20 protein-coding genes and 1 tRNA gene are annotated in these 19511 nt (G+C 56.9%); 12 read left to right on the top strand and 9 right to left on the bottom strand.

The genetic code is table 11. The features are described 5' to 3' along the window. Positions 1-68: 68 nt before the first annotated feature. Positions 69-1514 carry a pyruvate kinase gene (pyk, locus tag DHN12_RS17535; RefSeq protein ID WP_108861341.1) on the bottom strand — a complete coding sequence of 482 codons (1446 nt, stop codon included), beginning with the start codon at positions 1512-1514 and terminating at the stop codon, positions 69-71. Positions 1515-1646: 132 nt separating this feature from the next. On the opposite strand from pyk, the gene DHN12_RS17540 reads away from it, so the two are divergent. The 3 genes from DHN12_RS17540 (at position 1647) to DHN12_RS17550 (ending at position 3081) form a co-directional block, all read left to right on the top strand. After that, positions 1647-2384 carry an N-formylglutamate amidohydrolase gene (locus DHN12_RS17540; RefSeq protein ID WP_108861342.1) on the top strand — a complete coding sequence of 246 codons (738 nt, stop codon included), beginning with the start codon at positions 1647-1649 and terminating at the stop codon, positions 2382-2384. Positions 2385-2449: 65 nt separating this feature from the next. Next, positions 2450-2689, top strand: a complete 240-nt coding sequence (locus tag DHN12_RS17545) for a DUF6868 family protein (protein ID WP_108861343.1) — start codon at positions 2450-2452, stop codon at positions 2687-2689. A 77-nt stretch (positions 2690-2766) separates the two neighbouring features. After that, positions 2767-3081 carry a DUF1244 domain-containing protein gene (locus tag DHN12_RS17550; RefSeq protein ID WP_108861344.1) on the top strand — a complete coding sequence of 105 codons (315 nt, stop codon included), beginning with the start codon at positions 2767-2769 and terminating at the stop codon, positions 3079-3081. 43 nt (positions 3082-3124) lie between these two features. Here the strand turns inward: DHN12_RS17550 and DHN12_RS17555 are convergent, their stop codons facing one another. From DHN12_RS17555 to dgcN, 3 genes are all read right to left on the bottom strand, one after another. Beyond that, the gene (locus DHN12_RS17555; protein WP_108861345.1) at positions 3125-3985 is read right to left on the bottom strand and encodes a D-amino-acid transaminase; all 861 of its coding nucleotides are present in this window, start codon (positions 3983-3985) and stop codon (positions 3125-3127) included. 11 nt (positions 3986-3996) lie between these two features. Then, on the bottom strand, positions 3997-4962 hold the full coding sequence (gene dgcA, locus DHN12_RS17560) for an N-acetyl-D-Glu racemase DgcA (protein WP_108861346.1): 966 nt from the start codon (positions 4960-4962) through the stop codon (positions 3997-3999). Positions 4963-5036: 74 nt separating this feature from the next. Beyond that, entirely contained in the window at positions 5037-6038 is a 1002-nt protein-coding gene (dgcN, locus tag DHN12_RS17565; RefSeq protein WP_108861347.1) for an N-acetyltransferase DgcN, read from the bottom strand. Between the two features lie 295 nt (positions 6039-6333). Between dgcN and DHN12_RS17570 the strand changes: the two genes are divergently transcribed. After that, entirely contained in the window at positions 6334-7293 is a 960-nt protein-coding gene (locus tag DHN12_RS17570) for an L-malyl-CoA/beta-methylmalyl-CoA lyase (protein ID WP_108861348.1), read from the top strand. A 41-nt stretch (positions 7294-7334) separates the two neighbouring features. Here the strand turns inward: DHN12_RS17570 and DHN12_RS17575 are convergent, their stop codons facing one another. Continuing rightward, positions 7335-7910 (bottom strand): PA14 domain-containing protein, encoded by a 576-nt coding sequence (locus tag DHN12_RS17575; RefSeq protein ID WP_108861349.1) that lies wholly within the window; start codon positions 7908-7910, stop codon positions 7335-7337. 115 nt (positions 7911-8025) lie between these two features. Next, positions 8026-8478: an Lrp/AsnC family transcriptional regulator gene (locus DHN12_RS17580; protein WP_058273360.1), complete on the bottom strand. Its 453-nt coding sequence runs from the start codon at positions 8476-8478 to the stop codon at positions 8026-8028. Between the two features lie 73 nt (positions 8479-8551). On the opposite strand from DHN12_RS17580, the gene DHN12_RS17585 reads away from it, so the two are divergent. The 3 genes from DHN12_RS17585 to DHN12_RS17595 all read left to right on the top strand — a co-directional run bounded on the left by DHN12_RS17585 (position 8552) and on the right by DHN12_RS17595 (position 11132). Next, positions 8552-9148 carry a LysE family translocator gene (locus tag DHN12_RS17585; protein ID WP_108861350.1) on the top strand — a complete coding sequence of 199 codons (597 nt, stop codon included), beginning with the start codon at positions 8552-8554 and terminating at the stop codon, positions 9146-9148. A gap of 236 nt (positions 9149-9384) precedes the next feature. Beyond that, entirely contained in the window at positions 9385-10068 is a 684-nt protein-coding gene (locus DHN12_RS17590) for a hypothetical protein (RefSeq protein ID WP_108861351.1), read from the top strand. A gap of 101 nt (positions 10069-10169) precedes the next feature. After that, positions 10170-11132, top strand: coding sequence for an acetyl-CoA carboxylase carboxyltransferase subunit alpha (locus DHN12_RS17595; protein ID WP_108861352.1), 963 nt, complete (start codon positions 10170-10172; stop codon positions 11130-11132). Positions 11133-11136: 4 nt separating this feature from the next. On the opposite strand, the gene DHN12_RS17600 is transcribed toward DHN12_RS17595, so the two are convergent. The 3 genes from DHN12_RS17600 to DHN12_RS17610 form a co-directional block, all read right to left on the bottom strand. Then, entirely contained in the window at positions 11137-12264 is a 1128-nt protein-coding gene (locus tag DHN12_RS17600; protein ID WP_108861353.1) for a lytic murein transglycosylase, read from the bottom strand. A 111-nt stretch (positions 12265-12375) separates the two neighbouring features. Further along, positions 12376-13023, bottom strand: coding sequence for a GntR family transcriptional regulator (locus tag DHN12_RS17605; protein ID WP_108861354.1), 648 nt, complete (start codon positions 13021-13023; stop codon positions 12376-12378). Positions 13024-13053: 30 nt separating this feature from the next. Then, positions 13054-13749, bottom strand: coding sequence for a M48 family metallopeptidase (locus DHN12_RS17610; protein WP_108861355.1), 696 nt, complete (start codon positions 13747-13749; stop codon positions 13054-13056). Between the two features lie 100 nt (positions 13750-13849). On the opposite strand from DHN12_RS17610, the gene DHN12_RS17615 reads away from it, so the two are divergent. The 5 genes from DHN12_RS17615 to DHN12_RS17640 all read left to right on the top strand — a co-directional run bounded on the left by DHN12_RS17615 (position 13850) and on the right by DHN12_RS17640 (position 19350). Further along, complete coding sequence (locus DHN12_RS17615; protein ID WP_108861356.1) at positions 13850-14176, top strand: TIGR02300 family protein; 327 nt, start codon at positions 13850-13852, stop codon at positions 14174-14176. Between the two features lie 142 nt (positions 14177-14318). After that, a tRNA-Ala gene (locus DHN12_RS17620) sits at positions 14319-14394 on the top strand. 544 nt (positions 14395-14938) lie between these two features. Beyond that, positions 14939-16570 carry an arylsulfatase gene (locus tag DHN12_RS17630; RefSeq protein ID WP_108861358.1) on the top strand — a complete coding sequence of 544 codons (1632 nt, stop codon included), beginning with the start codon at positions 14939-14941 and terminating at the stop codon, positions 16568-16570. 245 nt (positions 16571-16815) lie between these two features. Then, positions 16816-17436: a class I SAM-dependent methyltransferase gene (locus DHN12_RS25235; RefSeq protein ID WP_108861391.1), complete on the top strand. Its 621-nt coding sequence runs from the start codon at positions 16816-16818 to the stop codon at positions 17434-17436. A 204-nt stretch (positions 17437-17640) separates the two neighbouring features. After that, on the top strand, positions 17641-19350 hold the full coding sequence (locus DHN12_RS17640; RefSeq protein ID WP_255415473.1) for an adenylate/guanylate cyclase domain-containing protein: 1710 nt from the start codon (positions 17641-17643) through the stop codon (positions 19348-19350). Positions 19351-19511 lie beyond the last annotated feature (161 nt).

Consider the following 19511-nt stretch of genomic DNA (forward strand, 5'->3'; position numbering starts at 1 on the left):
ACTTTTTTCGCCTAAAATTTAGGCGTATCGGTTTGATACCAGCTTTTCAAGGCCCTGCATCGCAACTGTCACCCGGGATCAGTGTTGTAGATCAGCCGCTCATCACAGGGTGCGATGCGCAAAATATTGGTCGTTCCCGGGACGTTGAAAGGCACACCGGCAGTCACTACGATCTGATCGGCTTCGGATGCGAACCCACCGGCACGGGCCGCACGGGCCGCGTTGACGACAGCGCCTTTGAACCGCTCAAGCTCGGGCGTCATCACGCAATGACAGCCCCAGCTCAGACACAGACGTCGCGCGGTTCCGGTGGCTGGCGTCATCGCGATGATCGGAACGCCTGGACGTTCGCGGGCGGTCAGCAGCGCGGTGGTGCCGCTTTGGGTAAAACAGCAAATCGCCTTGATATCTGTTTTTTCTGCAATCTCGCGCGCGGCGGCAACGATACCATCGGCAATAGTGGTCCCCTTTGCCGTCCGGGACGCTGCGATAATCTGCGTGTAGGTCGGGTCGGCTTCGACCTCGATTGCGACCTTGTTCATGGTTTGCACGGCCTCGATCGGGTACGTACCCGCAGCGGATTCCGCGCTGAGCATGATCGCATCCGTGCCTTCGTAGATTGCCGTCGCCACATCCGAGACCTCGGCCCGAGTTGGCATCGGGCTTTCAATCATGCTTTCCAGCATCTGGGTGGCCACGATCACAGGCTTAGCCGCCCCACGGCACTTGCGAACAAGGCGCTTTTGAATAGGCGGCACCGCCGACACCGGAAGCTCGACACCCAGATCGCCGCGCGCGACCATGATCCCGTCAGAGGCATCCAGAATGTCGTCGAATGCTTCAACCGCTGCAGGCTTTTCGATTTTGGACAGGATGGACGCACGCCCATCAGCCAGCGCGCGGGCCTCAAACACATCCTTGGCACGCTGCACAAAGCTGAGCGCCAGCCAATCCACGCCCAGTTGGCAGACAAATTCCAGATCATCGCGGTCCTTGGCCGACAAGGCGGCCAAAGGCAGCACCACATCAGGAACGTTCACACCTTTGCGGTTCGAGATCGTACCGCCGACCTCAACGGTGCAATTGGCAAAATCCTGGCCACAGTCCTGCACGGTCAGACGGATTTTGCCATCATTGACCAGAAGGCGCGCACCCGGCTCCAACGCGGCAAAAATCTCGGGATGCGGCAGGCAAACGCGGTTGATATCCCCGGGCGCAGGGTCCAGATCCAGACGGAAGGCGGCACCTTCTTCAAGTTCTTCTGCGTCGTTGGCGAACACCCCGACACGCAACTTGGGTCCTTGAAGGTCAGCCAGAATTGCTATTGGCCTGTCCAGATCTTTTTCAATCTGTCGGATGATCCGGTGGCGTTCGCGGATCTCATCATGGCTGCCGTGGCTCATATTCAGGCGGAAGACGTCTGCGCCTGCCTCGTACAGCGCGCGGATCATGTCATAGTCATTTGACGCCGGTCCCAGCGTCGCCACGATTTTCACATTTCTCAGGCGTCGCATTGGTCTGGCTCTCCTAACGTCTTCTCTTGATTCTGCGCAAATGTTACCGCAAACATTGCTTCGCCTGCTTATTGCGCAATTCCCTTTTCAAAGCAACTGCCCTACACCTGCGACAAACTAGATGACAGGCTTATGACGTATTCCCCGTTTTTTATCCATGGCGCGGATCGGCCCTCGCGTTGGCTGATCACATGCGACCACGCATCCAACTTGGTTCCGCCCGACATCCACGGTGGCGACCTTGGCCTGCCTCGTGAAGATATGGAACGCCACATCGCTTATGATGTAGGTGCCTACGAGGTGTCAAAGCATCTGGGTGAGCTTTTGAATGCGCCCGTGATCGCAGCCAATTTTTCCCGCCTCGTGATTGATCCGAACCGCGGCGAAGATGATCCGACCTTGTTGATGAAGCTTTATGACGGGTCGATCATTCCCGGCAACCGGCACGCTGATGCGGCAGAACGAGAGCGGCGGTTGAACAAGTGCTATCGCCCGTATCATGACGCGCTGGCGCAGATGGCTGCGCTGCCGCATGCGGTGATCGTGTCGATGCACTCGTTCACGCGGCAACTAAGGGGGCGTGATCCCCGCCCTTGGCATATCGGAGTTTTGCATACTCCGGACGAACGATTCTCGGGCCCGTTGATTAACCGTCTTGAGGCCGAGGGTGACCTTTGCGTCGGCGTTAATGAACCCTATACCGGCGTGCTGCCCGGTGATGCCATTGACAAACACTGTACCAGTTTTGGTCGCCCCAACGCACTGATCGAGCTGCGCAATGACCTGATTGCCGAACACGCGGGACAGCGAGAATGGGCCGAGCGGCTAGCCCCTATCCTGCAGGACGCACTGGGCGAAAGCGGCTTGTGACAAAAGCCCTCACGTCATTGTGAGAACCCGCCCCAGACCCCATATTATTGGGAAAGGAGGCCACAATGACTCAGGAATTTCTGACGTCCGTCTTTGGCTGGATGGCTGTGCTTAACATCGCGGTTCTGCTGTTCACCACAGTGATGATCTTGCTCTTGCAGGATTGGATCGCAGGCATTCATGGCAAGATGTTCCAGATGGAGCGCCCCGCAGTGAAACGGGCATATTTCCGGTATCTGGCCAACTACAAGATTTTGACACTGATCTTCTGCATCACTCCTTGGCTGGCATTGAAACTGGCCTGATACGCTGATCGTTGAAACATCGCCCTTTGGCCGCTAGGTCACATACAGCACGCATTCCTCTCATCCGGAGCCAGACCATGGACAAGCAAACCGAAATCGAACTTCAGGCCGCCGCATTCCGTCGCTTGCAACAGCATCTGATGGAGGACCGCACCGATGTGCAGAACATCGACATGATGAATCTGGCCGGGTTCTGCCGCAATTGTCTGTCGCGGTGGTATCAGGAAGCCGCCAATGAAAAAGGCATTGAGATGGGCAAGGACGAAGCCCGTCAAATTTTCTACGGCATGACCATGGATGAATGGAAAGCCAACTACCAGACCGACGCCAGCCCGGAAAAAAAGGCCGCCTTCAAAGTCGCGTTCGAAGAGAATGTGACGAATAAGGGCTGACGCCCAAAATGAAAGAAGCCCGCCAAACTGGCGGGCCTTTTGTTTAGATTGCGACCTTGCGGCTTTCGTCCAGATAAATCTCTCGCAAACGCTTGGCGATTGGCCCCGGTGTTCCGTCGCCCAGCGCAATCCCGTCAATCTCGACCACTGGCATGACAAACGCGCTGGCCGAAGTGGTGAAAGCCTCATCCGCTTCCTTCGCCTCATCAATGGTGAACAGGCGCTCTTCGACTTCCATCTGTGCCTCGGCCGCCATGCGCAGCACTGCCTTTCGGGTGATGCCGTGCAGAATGTCATTCGACAGCGGGCGGGTGACGATCTTGCCGTCCTTGACGTAGTAGGCGTTGTTGCTGGTGCCTTCGGTCACATAACCGTCCTCAATCAACCACGCATCGTCACAGCCAGCCTTCTTGGCCATCATCTTACCCATCGACGGGTACAGCAGTTGCACGGTCTTGATGTCGCGACGGCCCCAGCGGATGTCTTCGATCGAGATGATCTTGGCGCCCTTCTTGGCGGCTGGGCTATCGGCCAGGCCGGGCTTGTTTTGGGTGAACAGCACAAGGCTGGGCTTGGTATCTGCGGACGGGAATACAAAATCGCGGTCGCCATCCGAACCGCGGCTGACCTGCAGATAGACCAGCCCTTCTTCGATGCCGTTCAGCTCTACCAGCTTGCGATGAATTTCCAGCAACTCATCCTTTGTGCAGGGCTCAGCCATCTCCAGCTCATCCAGAGACCGTTTGAGGCGTACTGCGTGACCTTCGAAATCGATCAGCTTTCCATCCAGAACACTGGTGACCTCATAGACGGCATCTGCAAACAGAAACCCACGGTCAAAGATGGACACTTTGGCCTCGGTCTCGGGCAGGTATTCGCCATTTACATAAACGGTGCGGGTCATGTCTTGTCTCCTCAGCCCCAGAGGTCCGCTTTGGGCGGGTGCACTCCGGCATCATCAAAAATCAGCGGGTTGTCGCGGTCTTCGGCCAGCAGAAGCGGGCCGTCAAGGTCTGTCACCATCGCACCCTGTGCCAACAATGTCGCAGGTGCCATAGCAAGCGAGCTGCCAACCATGCAGCCGACCATCACGCGATAGCCTTCGGCCAGCGCCGCCTCGCGCAACGCCAGCGCCTCGGTCAGGCCGCCCGTCTTGTCCAGCTTGATGTTGACGACGTCATACTTACCCTTAAGAGCAGGCAGGCTGGAACGGTCATGGCAGGACTCGTCGGCACATACCGGCACTGGGCGCTCCATTCCGATCAGGGCGTCATCCTCACCGGCGGGCAACGGCTGCTCGACCAAGGCAACACCCAGACGCATCAGATGCGGCGCCAGGTCCGCGTATACCGCAGCGGACCAGCCTTCGTTTGCATCCACTATGATCTTGGCATCTGGCGCACCTGCGCGCACAGCTTCCAGTCGGGGCATGTCATCCGGCGTTCCCAGCTTGATCTTCAGCAAGGGCCGATGCGCGTTGGCGGCAGCCTGTGCCTGCATCTTTTCCGGCGTATCAAGCGACAGTGTATATGCGGTGATCTCTGGTCCTGGAACCGGCAGCCCCGCCAATTCCCAGGCGCGCTTTCTGGCGCGTTTGGCCTCCAGATCCCAAAGGGCGCAGTCCACCGCATTCCGCGCCGCGCCTGCAGGCAAAAGATCCATCAGGCTGTCGCGGGTAAATTCAGCAGGCAAAGCTGCGATCTCGGCCTCGACCGAATCCAGCGTTTCATCGTATCGGGCATAGGGTACGCATTCGCCCCATCCTTGATGGGTTCCGTCGGAAACCCGAACCGTCAGCACCTTGGCCTCGGTCCGAGACCCGCGCGAGATCGTAAAGACCTGCGCCAGCCGAAACACGTCACGAGAGACTTCTACCTGCACGCGCCAGCTCCTTCATCTTTTTCAAAATACTCTCGCCGAAGGCGGACAAGCCCGCCTCCGACGCGCCGTTTAGATCACAGTGCGGCCAGCGCATCCACCAGCTTACCCGAACCAAAGCGGAACGGGTCAGTCGCAGGCAGGCCCATTTCCGCCTCAACCTTGGCCAGGTATGCGGTGGCGTCCTCTTCGGACATATGCTGGGTGTTAACCGAAACCCCAACGACCTCACATGCCGGATTCGCGACCTTTGCCAGTGCCAGCGCCGTGTCGCGCAGCGCTTCCAGTGTCGGCAACTGATAGGTCGGCAGCCCGCGCATATGCTCTCGGGTCGGTTCGTGGCTCAGGATCAGCGCATCGGGCTGGCCGCCGTGGATCAGCGCCATGGTCACACCGGAATAAGACACGTGGAACAGCGACCCCTGCCCTTCGATCAGATCCCAGTGGTCATCATCATTGTCAGGTGTCAGCCATTCGACCGAACCCGCCATGAAATCCGCGATGACCGCGTCCAATGGCACGCCGTCCCCGGTGATCAGGATGCCGGTCTGACCGGTTGCGCGGAAGGTCGACTTCATGCCGCGCTCGCGCATTTCGGCATCCATTGCCATCGCAGTATACATCTTACCGACCGAGCAATCGGTGCCAACGGCCAGGCAGCGCTTACCTTTGCGCTTGATACCATTTGCAATCGGATACTCGACCGATGGCACACGAACATCGTGCAGCTTGCGGCCAGTGGCCTCGGCAACGGCAACCAGATCGGGTTCGTCACACAACAGGTTGTGCAGGCCCGAGGCGAGGTCAAATCCTTCCTCGAGCGCCATCACCAGAACTTTCTTCCATTCCTGGCTGATCACGCCGCCACGGTTGGCCACGCCGATGACCAGCGTCTTGGCGCCGGCTTCTTTCGCTTCGGTCAGGGACATGTCGGTCAGGCCCAAATCAGCCTTACAACCTTCCATACGGTACTGGCCGACGGCATTTTCAGGACGCCAGTCCTTAATGCCAACTGCCACTTTGGCCGCCAATTGGTCGGGCGCATCGCCCAAAAACAGCAGGTACGGTGTCTCGATCATTGCGGTTCACTCCTTTGATTCCGGCGCAGCCTAGGGGACGATTTCCACGAGTGTTTCGCGTTTTCGCCTGACAACGCCCCATCACGTGGGAAATTTTTGCGCCATTCCTTTAAGTGGCGCACTAATCTTTCAAGTTTTTAAAGCGATTAAACTTTAATCACTGTTTTGACCCCTTATTGCGGCAATTGCTGCGATTGCATTGCCGCGCCTGCACAAAGATGCTTGCTATGGCTTGCGCAATTTAATACCTCATGAGGCAAGAAAATCGCAATTTCCTTTCTCGCACGAGGTCCAGATGAGCTTTCGCATCCAACCCGCCGCCCCGGCGCGCCCCAACCGTTGCCAGTTGTTCGGACCGGGATCAAACACCAAGCTGTTCCCGAAAATGGCCGCGTCGGCCGCAGACGTAATCAACCTCGACCTTGAGGACTCGGTCGCGCCGTCGGACAAGGACGCCGCGCGCGCAAATGTGATCGAAGCGCTGAACACCGTCGATTGGGGCAACAAATACATGTCCGTGCGCATCAACGGACTGGACACACCCTATTGGTACCGCGATGTGGTGGACCTGCTAGAACAAGCCGGCGACCGGCTGGATCAGATCATGATCCCCAAGGTCGGCTGCGCGGCAGATGTCTACGCCGTAGACGCGCTGGTCACCGCCATCGAGCGCGCCAAGGGCCGTACAAAGCCCGTCAGCTTTGAGGTCATCATCGAATCCGCAGCTGGCGTTGCCCATGTCGAAGAGATCGCGGCCTCGTCTCCGCGCATGCAAGCGATGAGCCTGGGTGCAGCAGATTTTGCAGCCTCGATGGGGATGCAGACCACTGGTATCGGTGGCACGCAGGAAAACTACTACATGCTGCGCGAAGGCGAAAAGCACTGGTCCGACCCGTGGCATTGGGCGCAGACTGCCATTGTTGCCGCATGTCGGACACATGGCGTTCTGCCCGTGGACGGACCCTTTGGCGACTTCTCAGACGACGAAGGTTACATCGCGCAAGCAAAACGTTCGGCTACCTTGGGCATGGTCGGAAAATGGGCCATTCACCCCAAGCAGATCGCGTTGGCCAATCAGGTCTTCACCCCATCGGACGAAGCCGTATCCGAGGCACGCGAAATTTTGGCTGCGATGGAACAGGCCAAAGCCAATGGCGAAGGCGCAACCGTTTACAAAGGTCGTCTGGTCGACATCGCCTCGATCAAACAGGCCGAGGTGATCGTGGCGCAGGCCGAATTGATTGCCGCGAACTGATCTAATTGAATAAGGCGCCCTTAGGGGCGCCTTATTGGGGCCTACCGGCCAAAGACGTTGTTAGGCGTCCATGTAAAACGCTCACCTTTTTTTCCTGACTTCATCATCAGGCAAGATGTACCGAGCTTCTGAAAATAGATTATCTTCAGCGGATACCAACCCGCCTTCGGCACCTCTACTTCGGTTCGTTGATTGGCCTCACACCCCTGAATACTATTGACTTTGCCGATCTGCTGCCCGCCAACCCAGGCATCGATCCCATCGTTTGACCATGTCTCCAACTCGTAAACGCCCGGTGAGTCAAAGCGCATGTAACCGGTGATTTCTGCAGCGACATTATAGTGGTGGTCGAATGTCAAAACATCCTCGCCTTCGTTTGTATCCCTATAATCCAAACCGATCAGCGGCTGCCCCGGCTGGGCCTTAGGCAATAACTGCTTGGCATGAGTGAGATTGCGGATTTTGCGCTGAGTACCAGTTCCCACATATTTAACATTCAATCCCGCTTTTGGACTGGGTTGCGGACTGGCGGGCTGTAATTTGAGCGGCGCGGCCACTGCTGAACTGGCGATAAACGCCGCAGCTGCTATCAGCGCTCCAATGCGAACACATTTCATTATCTTCTCCCTGTGTGTGGCCTGTTGGGGTTGTTCCCCTTCGATCAGGTCCTTGAGAAGACACTAGGCTGCGAAAATTCACCCGGCAAGCCGGTTGAAGATCACAATTCCAACGTCAGGCGCGCATATCTTTGGGTGAATCCATCACCACATAAGACGTGATCGACGTCACATGCGGCAGTGTTCCCAGAACTTCGGTGTGGAATGTCTTGTACGAAGGTAAGTCCGCGCATTCCACGCGCAACAGGTATTCGATGGTCCCGGTGATATTGTGGCATTCGACCACTTCCGGCACACGTTGAAGGGCGCGTTCGAACCCTTCCTGTGCGGCTTTGGTGTGTTCACCCAGCCCAACGCCGATATAGGCGACGAATCCGACACCAATCTCGGATGGGTTCAGGACTGCGCGGTAGCCCGAGATTACACCCGAACGCTCCAGCTCCTGCACGCGGCGCAGGCAGGCAGAAGGAGACAATCCCACCCGGTCCGCCAGATCCAGATTACTGATGCGGCCGTCTTGCGAAAGTTCTCGCAATATTTGCTGATTTATGTGGTCAATTTTCGCCATTGATTGTGATATTAACGAGATCGCGCATTAAAACGCAATTTCATTTGTTCGGTTTGCAGCAATTATCCAACTTATGACCTACGATATCCTTCTGGCCCTGTTCGCCTTTGCTTTTGTCTCGTCCATTACACCTGGACCCAACAACCTGATGCTGATGGCGTCTGGGGCCAATTTCGGATTTCGAAAGAGCATCCCGCACATGCTGGGGATCGGGCTTGGGTTTACCTTCATGGTGCTATTGGTCGGCACCGGGCTGGTGCAGCTATTCGACAGATATCCGATCAGCTACACGGTGCTGAAATTCGCCTCTGTTGCATATCTTCTGTTCCTTGCTTGGAAAATCGCACATGCCGCCCCGGCGAAGGGGCAAAACACGACAGGCACGCCGATGACGTTCCTGCAGGCAGCAGCCTTTCAGTGGGTCAACCCAAAGGCCTGGGCCATGGCCCTGACAGCCACAACCGCCTACACACCTGATCAGACCCTTCAGGCGATCATTGTGGTGGCCCTTGTTTTCGGAGCAGTCAACCTGCCCTCAGTCAGCACATGGACCGTTCTGGGCCAGCAAATGGCGCGCATCCTGACGAACCCACGCCGGTTGATGGTGTTCAACTGGACAATGGCGGCTTTGCTCGTCGGCTCGCTCTACCCGGTTCTATACCCGAATTGAGCAATTTCGACGGCAGGTCTTCAGCCCGATTATCATGAACGTGGGCCAAAACACGCAGAACGCGGTCTTCATAACGGGTCGCCATCAGTATCCTTTCTATTTGCTCGCCTACGGATGCATATTCCGCAGCCACAAATCTTGCTGAATTCAAATCGGAATACACACGTAAGAATGTTACACTGGGCGGATAACTCACGAGACCAATAGATTTTTCAACATGGTAAATGAGGACCGATATGAACAATCCATCTCGCCCGCTCCGCCAAATTCTGTTTGCTGCCATCCTTGCCGCAATGCCGGCTATTGCGCAGGCCGATGACGTCCAGACACAAACCATGATTTCTGAACGTGTCAGCCAGCATAACCCGGCGCCCGAAGCCTATATCAAGGATCGCCCAATCCTGGGTTGGCAGCTGACCAGCGATGACTTCGATGCTATCCCCGAGGCGATCCGCGACAACCTCGGTTCGGTTGATGGCACCAGTTACGATCAGGCTTACCTGACCGAGAACGTCGGCACGATCATTGCGCTGCAGTTCCGCAAGGATGGCCCGGACTTCTACATCATCGGCAAGAGCACTTATGACGCCGCCTACGAGCTTGTTTCGTTGGACGATGTCGCAGCCAAAAACACACGCTTGATCGAGCGGCTGGATATGACCCCTGCGGTCAAGGCGATGTTCGAAGACCAAACTCCGGGCATAGTCGGCGCGCTCAAGACGACCCCAGTGGAAATGCTGCGCCTGTCTGATCTGGGTTATGCAACAAGTGAAGCCCTGACTGTCCAAGCGCCATGGGGCGAACAGACTAAACCGGAAGGCGCGGACGCATTTCTGGTCTGGGACGGTGGCGAAAACCAGTACTACATGGTGAACGCAGACGATGACGGCCTGCCGTCCAGCTATGTACCCGTCCAGTGACCTAAACCGGCGTGGCCCCGAACCACGCCCCGCTTCACCTTGTGTTGCATTCCTCTGACAGCAAGTTCATATAGCAATGAACTTCTGCGTTAAGAGGCGTCATGACCCAGTATCTGGATTTCGAAAAACCCCTGGCCGAGATCGAAGGCAAGGCCGAGGAACTGCGCGCGCTGGCCCGAGCCAACGAAGAGATGGACGTGGCCGAAGAAGCCGCTGCGCTAGACGCCAAGGCTGCCAAGCTGCTGGACGAGCTTTACGGTGACCTCACTCCGTGGCGGAAATGTCAGGTCGCGCGTCACCCCGAACGCCCCCATTGCCAGGATTACGTAGCCGAGCTGTTTACTGAATTCACGCCACTGGCTGGTGATCGCAACTTTGCTGACGATCTGGCTGTGATCGGCGGTCTGGCGCGTTTCGATGATCAGCCTGTCATGGTGATCGGACACGAAAAAGGCTCGGATACCAAATCGCGGATTGAACGAAATTTCGGCATGGCCCGACCCGAGGGGTATCGCAAGGCTGTGCGCCTGATGGAAATGGCCGGACGTTTCGGTTTGCCTGTCATCACCCTGATCGACACGGCCGGCGCATATCCGGGCAAAGGTGCCGAGGAACGCGGCCAGTCCGAGGCCATCGCACGGTCGACCGAGATGTGCCTGAAGATCGGCGTGCCTTTGGTGTCTGTGATTATCGGCGAAGGTGGTTCAGGCGGCGCAGTAGCGTTTGCAACGGCAAACCGCGTCGCGATGCTGGAGCATTCGGTTTACTCAGTGATCTCGCCCGAGGGCTGCGCGTCGATCCTGTGGAAAGACTCGGAGAAAATGCGTGAGGCCGCCGAGGCCCTGCGCCTGACCGCGCAAGACCTGCAAAAGCTGGGCGTCTGTGATCACATCATCACCGAACCCAAGGGCGGCGCGCATCGCGACCGCGCCGCAACGGTCGACTCTGTACGAGGCGCCATTGCTGCTATGCTGAAAGAGCTGGATGGCAAGGATGCGGCAGCCCTGATCAAGGACCGCCGTCAAAAATTCCTGGATATCGGCTCGAAGGGGTTGGCGGCCTAAAGCGTCAGCCACCGAGCTGGCGCAACAAAGCCGCCGAAGGTTCCCCGGTTACGGCCAAGCCACTGGCGCGTTGATACGCGCTGATGGCAGATTTCGTGTTGTTGCCGATAACCCCATCCGCGCCCTGCGTATCGTATCCTGCGGATGTCAGACGGCGCTGCAGCTCTTTTCGATCCTCCAGCGTCAACCCGGTCGCATCGGGCCCGAACGAAGCCTGAAACGGCGCACCACCAGAGATCCGGTCTGACAAATGCCCAACGCCGATCGCGTAGCTGTCCGAATTGTTATAGCGCTTGATCACCTGGAAATTGCGGAACACCGCAATGCGCGGCCCCGGCGTTTGGGGCTGCAACACCGCCACAGGCGTTCCCGAAACTGTGCCTGCTTCGCCACCCCATGGCTGTCCGCGCACCCAGCCAGCCCGTGCCAGATATGCGGCTGTCGAGGCCAAAGAATCCGTGGGATCCTCGGACCAGATGTCCCGACGGCCATCACCGGTGAAATCCACCGCATAAGCCAAGTAAGACGTCGGAATGAACTGCGTATGCCCCATCGCCCCGGCCCAGCTGCCGGTCATGTTCGCGGGCGTTGTATCGCCCTCTTGAATGATCTTCAGGGCAGCGATCAGCTGTTTTTCAAAAAACGCGCCGCGACGGCCGTCATAAGCCAGGGTCGACACTGCCGACACCACCGGCACGTCCCCCCGGCGAGATCCATAACGGCTTTCCAGGCCCCAGACGGCAACGATAACCTCTTTATCGACGCCGTACTTTGCCTCGATCTCTGACAGGGTTCCTGCATGGCGCACCAGCATCTGCTTGCCGGTTGCGATCCTTTCATCAGAAGCTGCAATCGCCAGATAATCCTCAAGCGAGCGTTTGAATTCGACCTGATTGCGATCTCGTTCGATCACGCCCGGCAGGTACCCCGCCCCCTGAAAGGCCCGGTTGATGGTGGTTTGAGAAATACCTTGCGACGCCGCGCGGGACTTAAAGCCGGCAACCCAGGCGTCATAGCCTGCGTTGGGGACGGCCCGCATCCGCGTTGCCGGGGCGCTGGTTGGCGTGCCACCGGAACAGGCGGCCAAAAACGTTGACCCAAGTCCAACTGAAAATAGGCGTCGATTGATCATGTCTGAAATCTGCTCTTGTTGTGATTTGGGTCAGAGTATCGCAGACTAGGTGCGCAAGCTAGTTCTGCGGTGCTTGGAAACGGCAACCCGATCACTTCGGCGACAAGCCGCTTAACTGACCAGCATCCGCAGCCCTTGCGTCACATCCGACCGCACAGCCAGCCTCAATCCGGGCTCATCCCCCGCCTTCAACGCAGCGATGATCAGCTTGTGATAATGCGGCGGTTCCGTCCGCCGCAACCGCCCGTAAAGCGAGCGCATCGTCGGCCCCAGCTGAAGCCACACTGTTTCCACAATGGCCAGCATCGCCGGAGCCTGAGCACGCAGATACAGCGTGCGATGGAATTCCAGGTTTGATCGGATGTAACCGACAGCATCCCGTTTCGTGACCATTTCCGCGACGGTCATGTTGATGCTCTGTAACCGGTCGATCAGCGCCATGTGCGCGCGGGGCAACGCACGGCTGGCCAGCTCGACCTCGAGCAGTGCACGCAGAGCTGCCAACTCTTCGATACGATCATTGGTCAGCTCGGGCGTGGACACCCGACCCGAGGAAGACAGAAACAACGCACCTTCGGCCACCAGCCGTCGCACTGCTTCGCGCGCAGGCGTCATTGAAACATCAAATTCCTTGCCGATGCCGCGCAGGGTCAACGCCTGCCCGGGAGCTATGTCGCCGTGCATAATACGTGAGCGCAGGGCTCGATAGACCAGATCATGAGCTGCAGGTTGGGTGTCGGTTGGGCGAGCGCTTAACATAACCCCATGTGATCACAAATCGCCGCGCGGTCAACTCGTCGTGCCATCAAATCTGTACTGGTGAAGCTGCGCCCCGTTGTCGCGCAGCCAGCGCCTTTGGGCTTTGCAGTCACCAAACAGGCGCTCGACCTGCGCCCAGAACGCGGGGGAATGGTTCATTTCGGCCAGATGCGCGACCTCATGTGCGGCGACATAATGAAGGATGTCCGATGGCGCGAGGATCAGGCGCCACGAAAACATCAGACCACCACCCGAACTGCAAGATCCCCAACGAGACCGCGTATCGCGCAAGGTCAGGCTGGAATAAGGTCGGCCCAGCATTGTCGCATAATCGTCGCAGGCCTCCGTCAAGCGATCCCGCGCCAGTTCCTTTAAGAACCTTGCCAATCGCCTGACTTCTGCCCCTTTGGGAACTGCAACCTCTGCGTCCCGCAGCAGAACGCGTCGGCCCTCTGCCGGTACGATTCGCCTATCTTTGCCTTCAATGGGGATTGATTGCCCGAATCCCACGGCCAATGGGTTGGGTCTGTCCTCAAGATGCTCACGGATCCAGTTTTCCTTGACCTTGGCGAAATTCAGCGCCTCGGCTTCTGCGACACCTTTAGGGTAGGTCAGTGTAACCCGCCCGTCCAATTGAGAAATTCGCAAGCTGATACGCCGCGCCCTGGCCGATTTGCGCAGCGTTAGCGGCACCGGCGGTTTTCCGGGCAATGCGTGGTCCCCCATGTGCCTGTTTCTCCTGCTTAAAGGCTTTGACAGTGCCCGCTGCATGTGGCACGTGACCTGAATCATTACTACGACTCACCTGATATCAAGGGGATCTGAAATGCCCAAGGAAGAATGGGGTGTAAAACGCGTTTGCCCGACCACCGGTAAGCGGTTTTACGACCTGAACAAGAACCCGATCGTCAGCCCCTACACCGGCGAGATCGTGGAGCTTGAAACCGGCAAGAGCCGGATGATCGCAGCAGATGCGGAAGATGCCGCGTCGGCAAAAGCACGCGAAAATGCGTCGGAAGAAGATCTGGTTCTGGACGATGACGACAGTGTCGACGTCGAACTGGACGATGATCTGCTGGATGATGATGACGACAGCAGTGACGACGTTTCGCTGGATGAAATCACCGATATGCCAGCGGAAGAAGAAAGCTAAAACCGGTCCGGGGCGGCCCTTGCGCCGCCTCAAACTACCCTCGGATGCGAGGCAGAATCTTTTCCGCATAATCCATTTTTGGACTTGCGCTCATTGCCGTCGTCTCATAAACGTCCGTCCACCGCAGTCGCGGTACCTGGAAGGGGCCTTAGCTCAGTTGGGAGAGCGCTTGCATGGCATGCAAGAGGTCAGGGGTTCGACTCCCCTAGGCTCCACCAAAATCCATTGATTTTGTTGAATAAATTCGGGCGACGCCTCCACAGCCCCCGAATTGCCCCCGAAATTACGTCGCTTCACCGGGCTTTTGTCGGCACCAACCCAACGCCACCCGAGTCGGAATGTCGCACCCCACCCCCCGGCCTCACCCGAGCGCTGCGCGGTTTTGTTTATACCCCACGCATACAAAGCGCGGGGTTCCTGCACTTTTTGACTGCTAGGTCAAACGAGACGATGTCATCCGTGCGGCTACCGATGCGTCTCGCCAAGAGTACATCAGCTGCTTGGCTATTTGGTGCACTGAGCACTAACGACCGCTTTGAAGTCCGATCGTACACCCGGTCTATTCCGATCAGTGTCCGCAAAGCGGACTTTTCTGCCGTTCGCATCTGCTTCCCGACAGACTGCATTTTGCGCTTTGCGGTCATTGGATGAACCCCGGCGAACGTCGGGTATTGTCAACTGCGATCCCAATACACTTGGCCGCTGCCTGTTTTTCGTGCTTTCATTCTCGCGACCCGAAAAAGCTGCGAAGGGGAGTTCACAATGTCGATCGGCAAGTTGGCGCTAGGTTTTTTGGTATCTGCGTTCGTAAACTCATCTGGCGTCGCAGTAGCGGACGAGAGGCCCAACATTCTGCTGGTCATGGCAGATGACCTGGGATGGTCCGACATTAGCGCGTATGGCGGGGAGATTGATACGCCGAACCTCGATGCCCTAGCAGAACGAGGCGTGATGTTCACCGATTTTCATGCGTCGGTTTCTTGCTCGCCAACCCGAGCGATGCTGATGTCGGGCAACGACAACCACATTGCAGGCCTTGGCACGATGGGCGAGTTGTTGGCACCTAATCAGGCAGGGCAACCTGGCTATGAGGGGCACCTGAACGACAGGGTCGCTTCGATGGCGGAATTGCTCAAGGCCGCTGGGTATCACACCTACATGTCCGGCAAATGGCACCTTGGGCATTCCGAAGGCACACTGCCGTTTGACCGGGGATTTGAACAGACGTTCACTATGCTTGTCGGTGGTGCCAGCCATTGGGCTGATCGATTGGGCATTTTGCCAATGGATGATCCAGCTGCGTATTCGAGAAACGGGAAGCTGACCGAAGATCTGCCGGAGAATTTCTATTCCAGTCGCACATATGTCGATCTGTTGATCGATGCTATCCGGAGCAACCGCGGCGATGGCAAACCCTTCTTCGGTTACCTGGCCTTTACCGCCCCGCATGACCCGCTGCATGTGCCAGAACCCTGGCTGTCGGAATATGCTGGACGCTATGATGACGGATATGAAAAGCTGAGAGAACGACGTTGGTTAGCTGCCAAGGAACTTGGCCTCATCGAAAAAAATGCGCCGCTACCTGAACGCCTGCCGTTTGTTAGGTCTTGGGAGGAACTGACTGATGACGAACGCGCGATGGAAGCGCGTGGAATGGAAGTATATGCCGGAATGGTTGATGCCTTGGACTATCACTACGGACGTGCGATCGATTTCCTCGACGACGTCGGAGAGCTGGACAACACGATAATCCTGTTCCTTTCGGACAATGGTGCAAACGCGTGGTATTCTGAGGATTATCCTGGCGCAGACAGCCCGGATTTCATGTCGCAATTCGATCCCAGCTTCGAAAACCTCGGACGCCCCGGATCAAACTACGCATACGGTCCAGGTTTCGCTAGTGGGTCGAGTGGCCCACTGAACCGATTTAAATTCTCCGTCAGCGAAGGTGGCATTCGAGTGCCCTTGATCATCGCCGGACCGAGCGTTCAACAGGGAACGATAACGGATGAGTTTGCCTACGTTTGGGACATTCTTCCAACGGTTCTGGAAATGACCGGAGCCGACTACCCTGCAACCTTGGATGGTCGCGCCATAGAGCCAATGCGCGGTCGCTCCATGATGCCATTGATTTCAGGTCGCTCGAAAGAACTCTACTCATCTGAGGAAATGATCGGTGGCGAGATGAATGGCGATAAGTGGATGCGGCAAGGTGTATTCAAGGCGGCGATGGTGGCTCCGCCTTACGGAGATGGGACTTGGCAACTCTATAACGTTGATGCGGACCCAGGCGAGACGCGGGACCTGGCAGCGGAAATGCCCGAGCTGCTAGAAGACCTAAAGTCAGGATGGGACTTATACGCCATGGAGGTTGGTGTCATTTCAGCAGAATGAAGCGACAACGCTATGTAGACCGCATTCCGACGTCGTGGGCTGTTCTTCATTTCGGACACCCAAGAAAAGTGGTCGGATGTCTCCAACGTCGGCAAAGCCGCCGAACCCTGCGCCTAGGGTGAACCGTTGGTTTGGGCTCGAGGCAGACGTTCGCAAAATCGCGATGTATGACCGCTTTGCGGGACATTGCAGTCATTGACCTAAAGTTACATGATCACCACCTGAAGGGATTAAGCGGAGACACCATGGCAGACGAGAGAGTGAGCCACTGGGAGGAGGTCTACCGCGAGAAAGACGATACCCAGCTGAGTTGGCATCAGGATGATCCCTCGATCTCGTTGGAGCTCTGCGACGTGGTCGGCGTCGATAATGCCTCCTCCGTGATAGACATAGGCGGAGGCACTTCACGCTTCGCAGAACGCCTGATCGAAAGAGGACTRAGCGACGTTTCTGTGCTCGATGTATCCAAAGCTGCGCTTGATCGATCTCGTGGACAACTTSGCGCCGTAGGCGAGCAGATTGAATGGATCGCAGCCGATGTCACAACCTGGAGCCCGGAGAGAAGCTATGATCTATGGCACGATCGCGCCGTATTTCATTTCCTTGTCGATGCGGACGACCGTTCCGCCTACCGGGACCAGTTGTACCGCTGCCTTCTCCCAGGTAGCCATGCGATTATCGCAACGTTTGCGCTCGACGGTCCGRAGAAGTGCAGCGGTTTGCCAATCGTTCGCTATGATCCAGAGGRGCTATGCGAGGTATTAGGCGATCGTATTTCCCTGGTCACGCATCGGGAGCACACACACCATACTCCTTGGGGAAGCTCTCAGTCCTTCCAATTCAGCTTGTTACGCGTGGGCCAGTAGCGCTGCTGTTGCGCTGCTAATGCGCTTCGGCACGACTGTGACATCCAATGGCCTTGCTCATGCCTTCGCTGCAACTTTACTCATCCGGCGGCCGTCTTGCGGACGAAGTCGCCCTTCGGTTTCTTTCCAAGCCTGCGCATGATAATCTTTGATAATTGCACTTTGCTCGGAGGAGGATGACCTCTGAAACGCAGGCTGACCGCCATACTAGCAGCCGATCTGGTTGGGTATTCCCGCCTTATGAACTCGGATCAAAGCGGAACGCTCAGCGCGTTGCGAGAGCTTCGATCTGGGCTTTTTGACCCTTCTGTAGTCGCGCATCGCGGCAATTTAGTGAAATGCATGGGGGATGGTTGGATAGTCGAGTTTCCATCAGTCTCTGACGCTGTGACCTGTGCTGTCGCCATTCAGAACTCTTTGGCCAGCGAGAATACACTGAAGTTGAGAATTGGGATACACATAGGTGAAGTCGTTTTCGAGGAGGATGATGTATTTGGTAATGGCGTTAACGTCGCCGCTCGTTTGGAAGCGCTTGCCGAAGCCGGGCAGGTTCTCATCTCCGGTTCCGCCTATGAATGCCTGGACAGCAAAACGGCTTGCGCGTTCCAAGGCGGAGAAAACCGTGAGCTTAAGAACATTGATCGACCGGTGCCAGTCTGGTGGTGGGGGGACGCCGAGTCTGTAGATCCGCTTTATGATTCTGAACCGCCCGGGTCCCCTGACGGAACTGCGATCGCCGTATTACCATTTGACAACATTTCAGGCGACCCTGAACAGGAATATTTTTCGGACGGGTTGTCCGAAGACATAATTACGGCTCTGTCGAAACACCACTGGCTCGAGGTCGTCGCGCGCAACACGACCTTTGCCTACAAGGGAAAATCCCCGAATGTTCGGCAGCTCGCCGATGACTTGGACGCCGACTACGTTGTCGAAGGCTCGGTCAGGAAAGCGGGTGCGCGCATTCGAGTCACGGTTCAGCTGATTGACGCATCGACTGGCAACCACGTGTGGGCGGAAAAATATGACCGTCAGTTGGAAGACATCTTCGATGTTCAGGACGAGATCACGGAAACAATTGTTGGCAGACTGGAGCCCGAGGTCGGAAATGCGATCCGGCGCAAGTTAGAAGATACGCCGCGCCGAAACCCCCATGCCTGGGACTGCTATCATCTTGGGCTTGCGCACTTTTACAAGTTTACTGCCGTAAGCAACCGTGAAGCTCAGAGGTTGTTTCTCCAAAGCCGCGAACTGGACCCCAGTTTTCCCGAGGCACATGCCTGGTGGGCTTATGCCACGATTCTCGGGATGGTGTATTGGGACACGGAACCGGATTCTGCCCTTATGGACGAAGCGCTGGCTGCCGCACGCACCGCCGTTTCAATGGATAACCAGAATGCGCTGCTCTACATGCTGATGGGCAGAGTCCAACTGGCCCGCCGGGAATACCGCAGCGCGCTGGCTGAGAATGAAACTGCAATCAAATTGAACCCGACTCTGGCTCCAGCATATTGCGGATTGGGAGACTCACTTTCCTATGAGGGACGATACGAAGAGGCGATTGCCAATTTCGAGAAAGCCGTGGAGATGAGCCCTAACCATCCGCAGCTTTGGGCCTTTCTGAGCTATGGCGCGATGACTCTGCTTTTCGATCACCAGTTCGAGAAAGCTCTGGACTGGGCAGAGCGGGCTCGCGATGTGCCAAATTGCCAATACTGGGCCACCGCGCATGCAGTCGTGGCGCTTGCCAATCTCGGGCGGGACAAAGATCTGGCGAAGATGGTGCATAACCTAATGGTGGAAGAGCCGAAATTCTCGCGGTCATTCGCAAAAAAGAAGCTGTTCTATCTGAAGCGGGACGATCAAATGGAACTTTACCTTGCAGGGCTTGCAAAGGCAGGTATCCCGGCCTGATTTTTCCTGTGATCGGCCCTTGCTTTGCCGCTTGTCTTGAATGCTTGCGTCAGGTCAAGCCGAATGACCGCAAAGGGTTCGGAGCGGGACTTAATCTCCCGCAGGAATTGCTTGTCCGGTGACGTGTTGAAGATCGCTCTGCGCTGGCATTTATCCAGCCT

This window comes from Ruegeria sp. Alg231-54, from assembly GCF_900143525.1.
Classification (GTDB): Bacteria; Pseudomonadota; Alphaproteobacteria; order Rhodobacterales; family Rhodobacteraceae; genus Ruegeria.

What these genes read in the sequence shown, in the direction of transcription:
- pyk (WP_108861341.1), bottom strand. Translation starts at nt 1,514, where the DNA reads ATGCGACGCCTGAGAAATGTGAAAATCGTGGCGACGCTGGGACCGGCG.
- DHN12_RS17540 (WP_108861342.1), top strand. Translation starts at nt 1,647, where the DNA reads ATGACGTATTCCCCGTTTTTTATCCATGGCGCGGATCGGCCCTCGCGT.
- DHN12_RS17545 (WP_108861343.1), top strand. Translation starts at nt 2,450, where the DNA reads ATGACTCAGGAATTTCTGACGTCCGTCTTTGGCTGGATGGCTGTGCTT.
- DHN12_RS17550 (WP_108861344.1), top strand. Translation starts at nt 2,767, where the DNA reads ATGGACAAGCAAACCGAAATCGAACTTCAGGCCGCCGCATTCCGTCGC.
- DHN12_RS17555 (WP_108861345.1), bottom strand. Translation starts at nt 3,985, where the DNA reads ATGACCCGCACCGTTTATGTAAATGGCGAATACCTGCCCGAGACCGAG.
- dgcN (WP_108861347.1), bottom strand. Translation starts at nt 6,038, where the DNA reads ATGATCGAGACACCGTACCTGCTGTTTTTGGGCGATGCGCCCGACCAA.
- DHN12_RS17570 (WP_108861348.1), top strand. Translation starts at nt 6,334, where the DNA reads ATGAGCTTTCGCATCCAACCCGCCGCCCCGGCGCGCCCCAACCGTTGC.
- DHN12_RS17575 (WP_108861349.1), bottom strand. Translation starts at nt 7,910, where the DNA reads ATGAAATGTGTTCGCATTGGAGCGCTGATAGCAGCTGCGGCGTTTATC.
- DHN12_RS17580 (WP_058273360.1), bottom strand. Translation starts at nt 8,478, where the DNA reads ATGGCGAAAATTGACCACATAAATCAGCAAATATTGCGAGAACTTTCG.
- DHN12_RS17585 (WP_108861350.1), top strand. Translation starts at nt 8,552, where the DNA reads ATGACCTACGATATCCTTCTGGCCCTGTTCGCCTTTGCTTTTGTCTCG.
- DHN12_RS17590 (WP_108861351.1), top strand. Translation starts at nt 9,385, where the DNA reads ATGAACAATCCATCTCGCCCGCTCCGCCAAATTCTGTTTGCTGCCATC.
- DHN12_RS17595 (WP_108861352.1), top strand. Translation starts at nt 10,170, where the DNA reads ATGACCCAGTATCTGGATTTCGAAAAACCCCTGGCCGAGATCGAAGGC.
- DHN12_RS17600 (WP_108861353.1), bottom strand. Translation starts at nt 12,264, where the DNA reads ATGATCAATCGACGCCTATTTTCAGTTGGACTTGGGTCAACGTTTTTG.
- DHN12_RS17605 (WP_108861354.1), bottom strand. Translation starts at nt 13,023, where the DNA reads ATGTTAAGCGCTCGCCCAACCGACACCCAACCTGCAGCTCATGATCTG.
- DHN12_RS17610 (WP_108861355.1), bottom strand. Translation starts at nt 13,749, where the DNA reads ATGGGGGACCACGCATTGCCCGGAAAACCGCCGGTGCCGCTAACGCTG.
- DHN12_RS17615 (WP_108861356.1), top strand. Translation starts at nt 13,850, where the DNA reads ATGCCCAAGGAAGAATGGGGTGTAAAACGCGTTTGCCCGACCACCGGT.
- DHN12_RS17630 (WP_108861358.1), top strand. Translation starts at nt 14,939, where the DNA reads ATGTCGATCGGCAAGTTGGCGCTAGGTTTTTTGGTATCTGCGTTCGTA.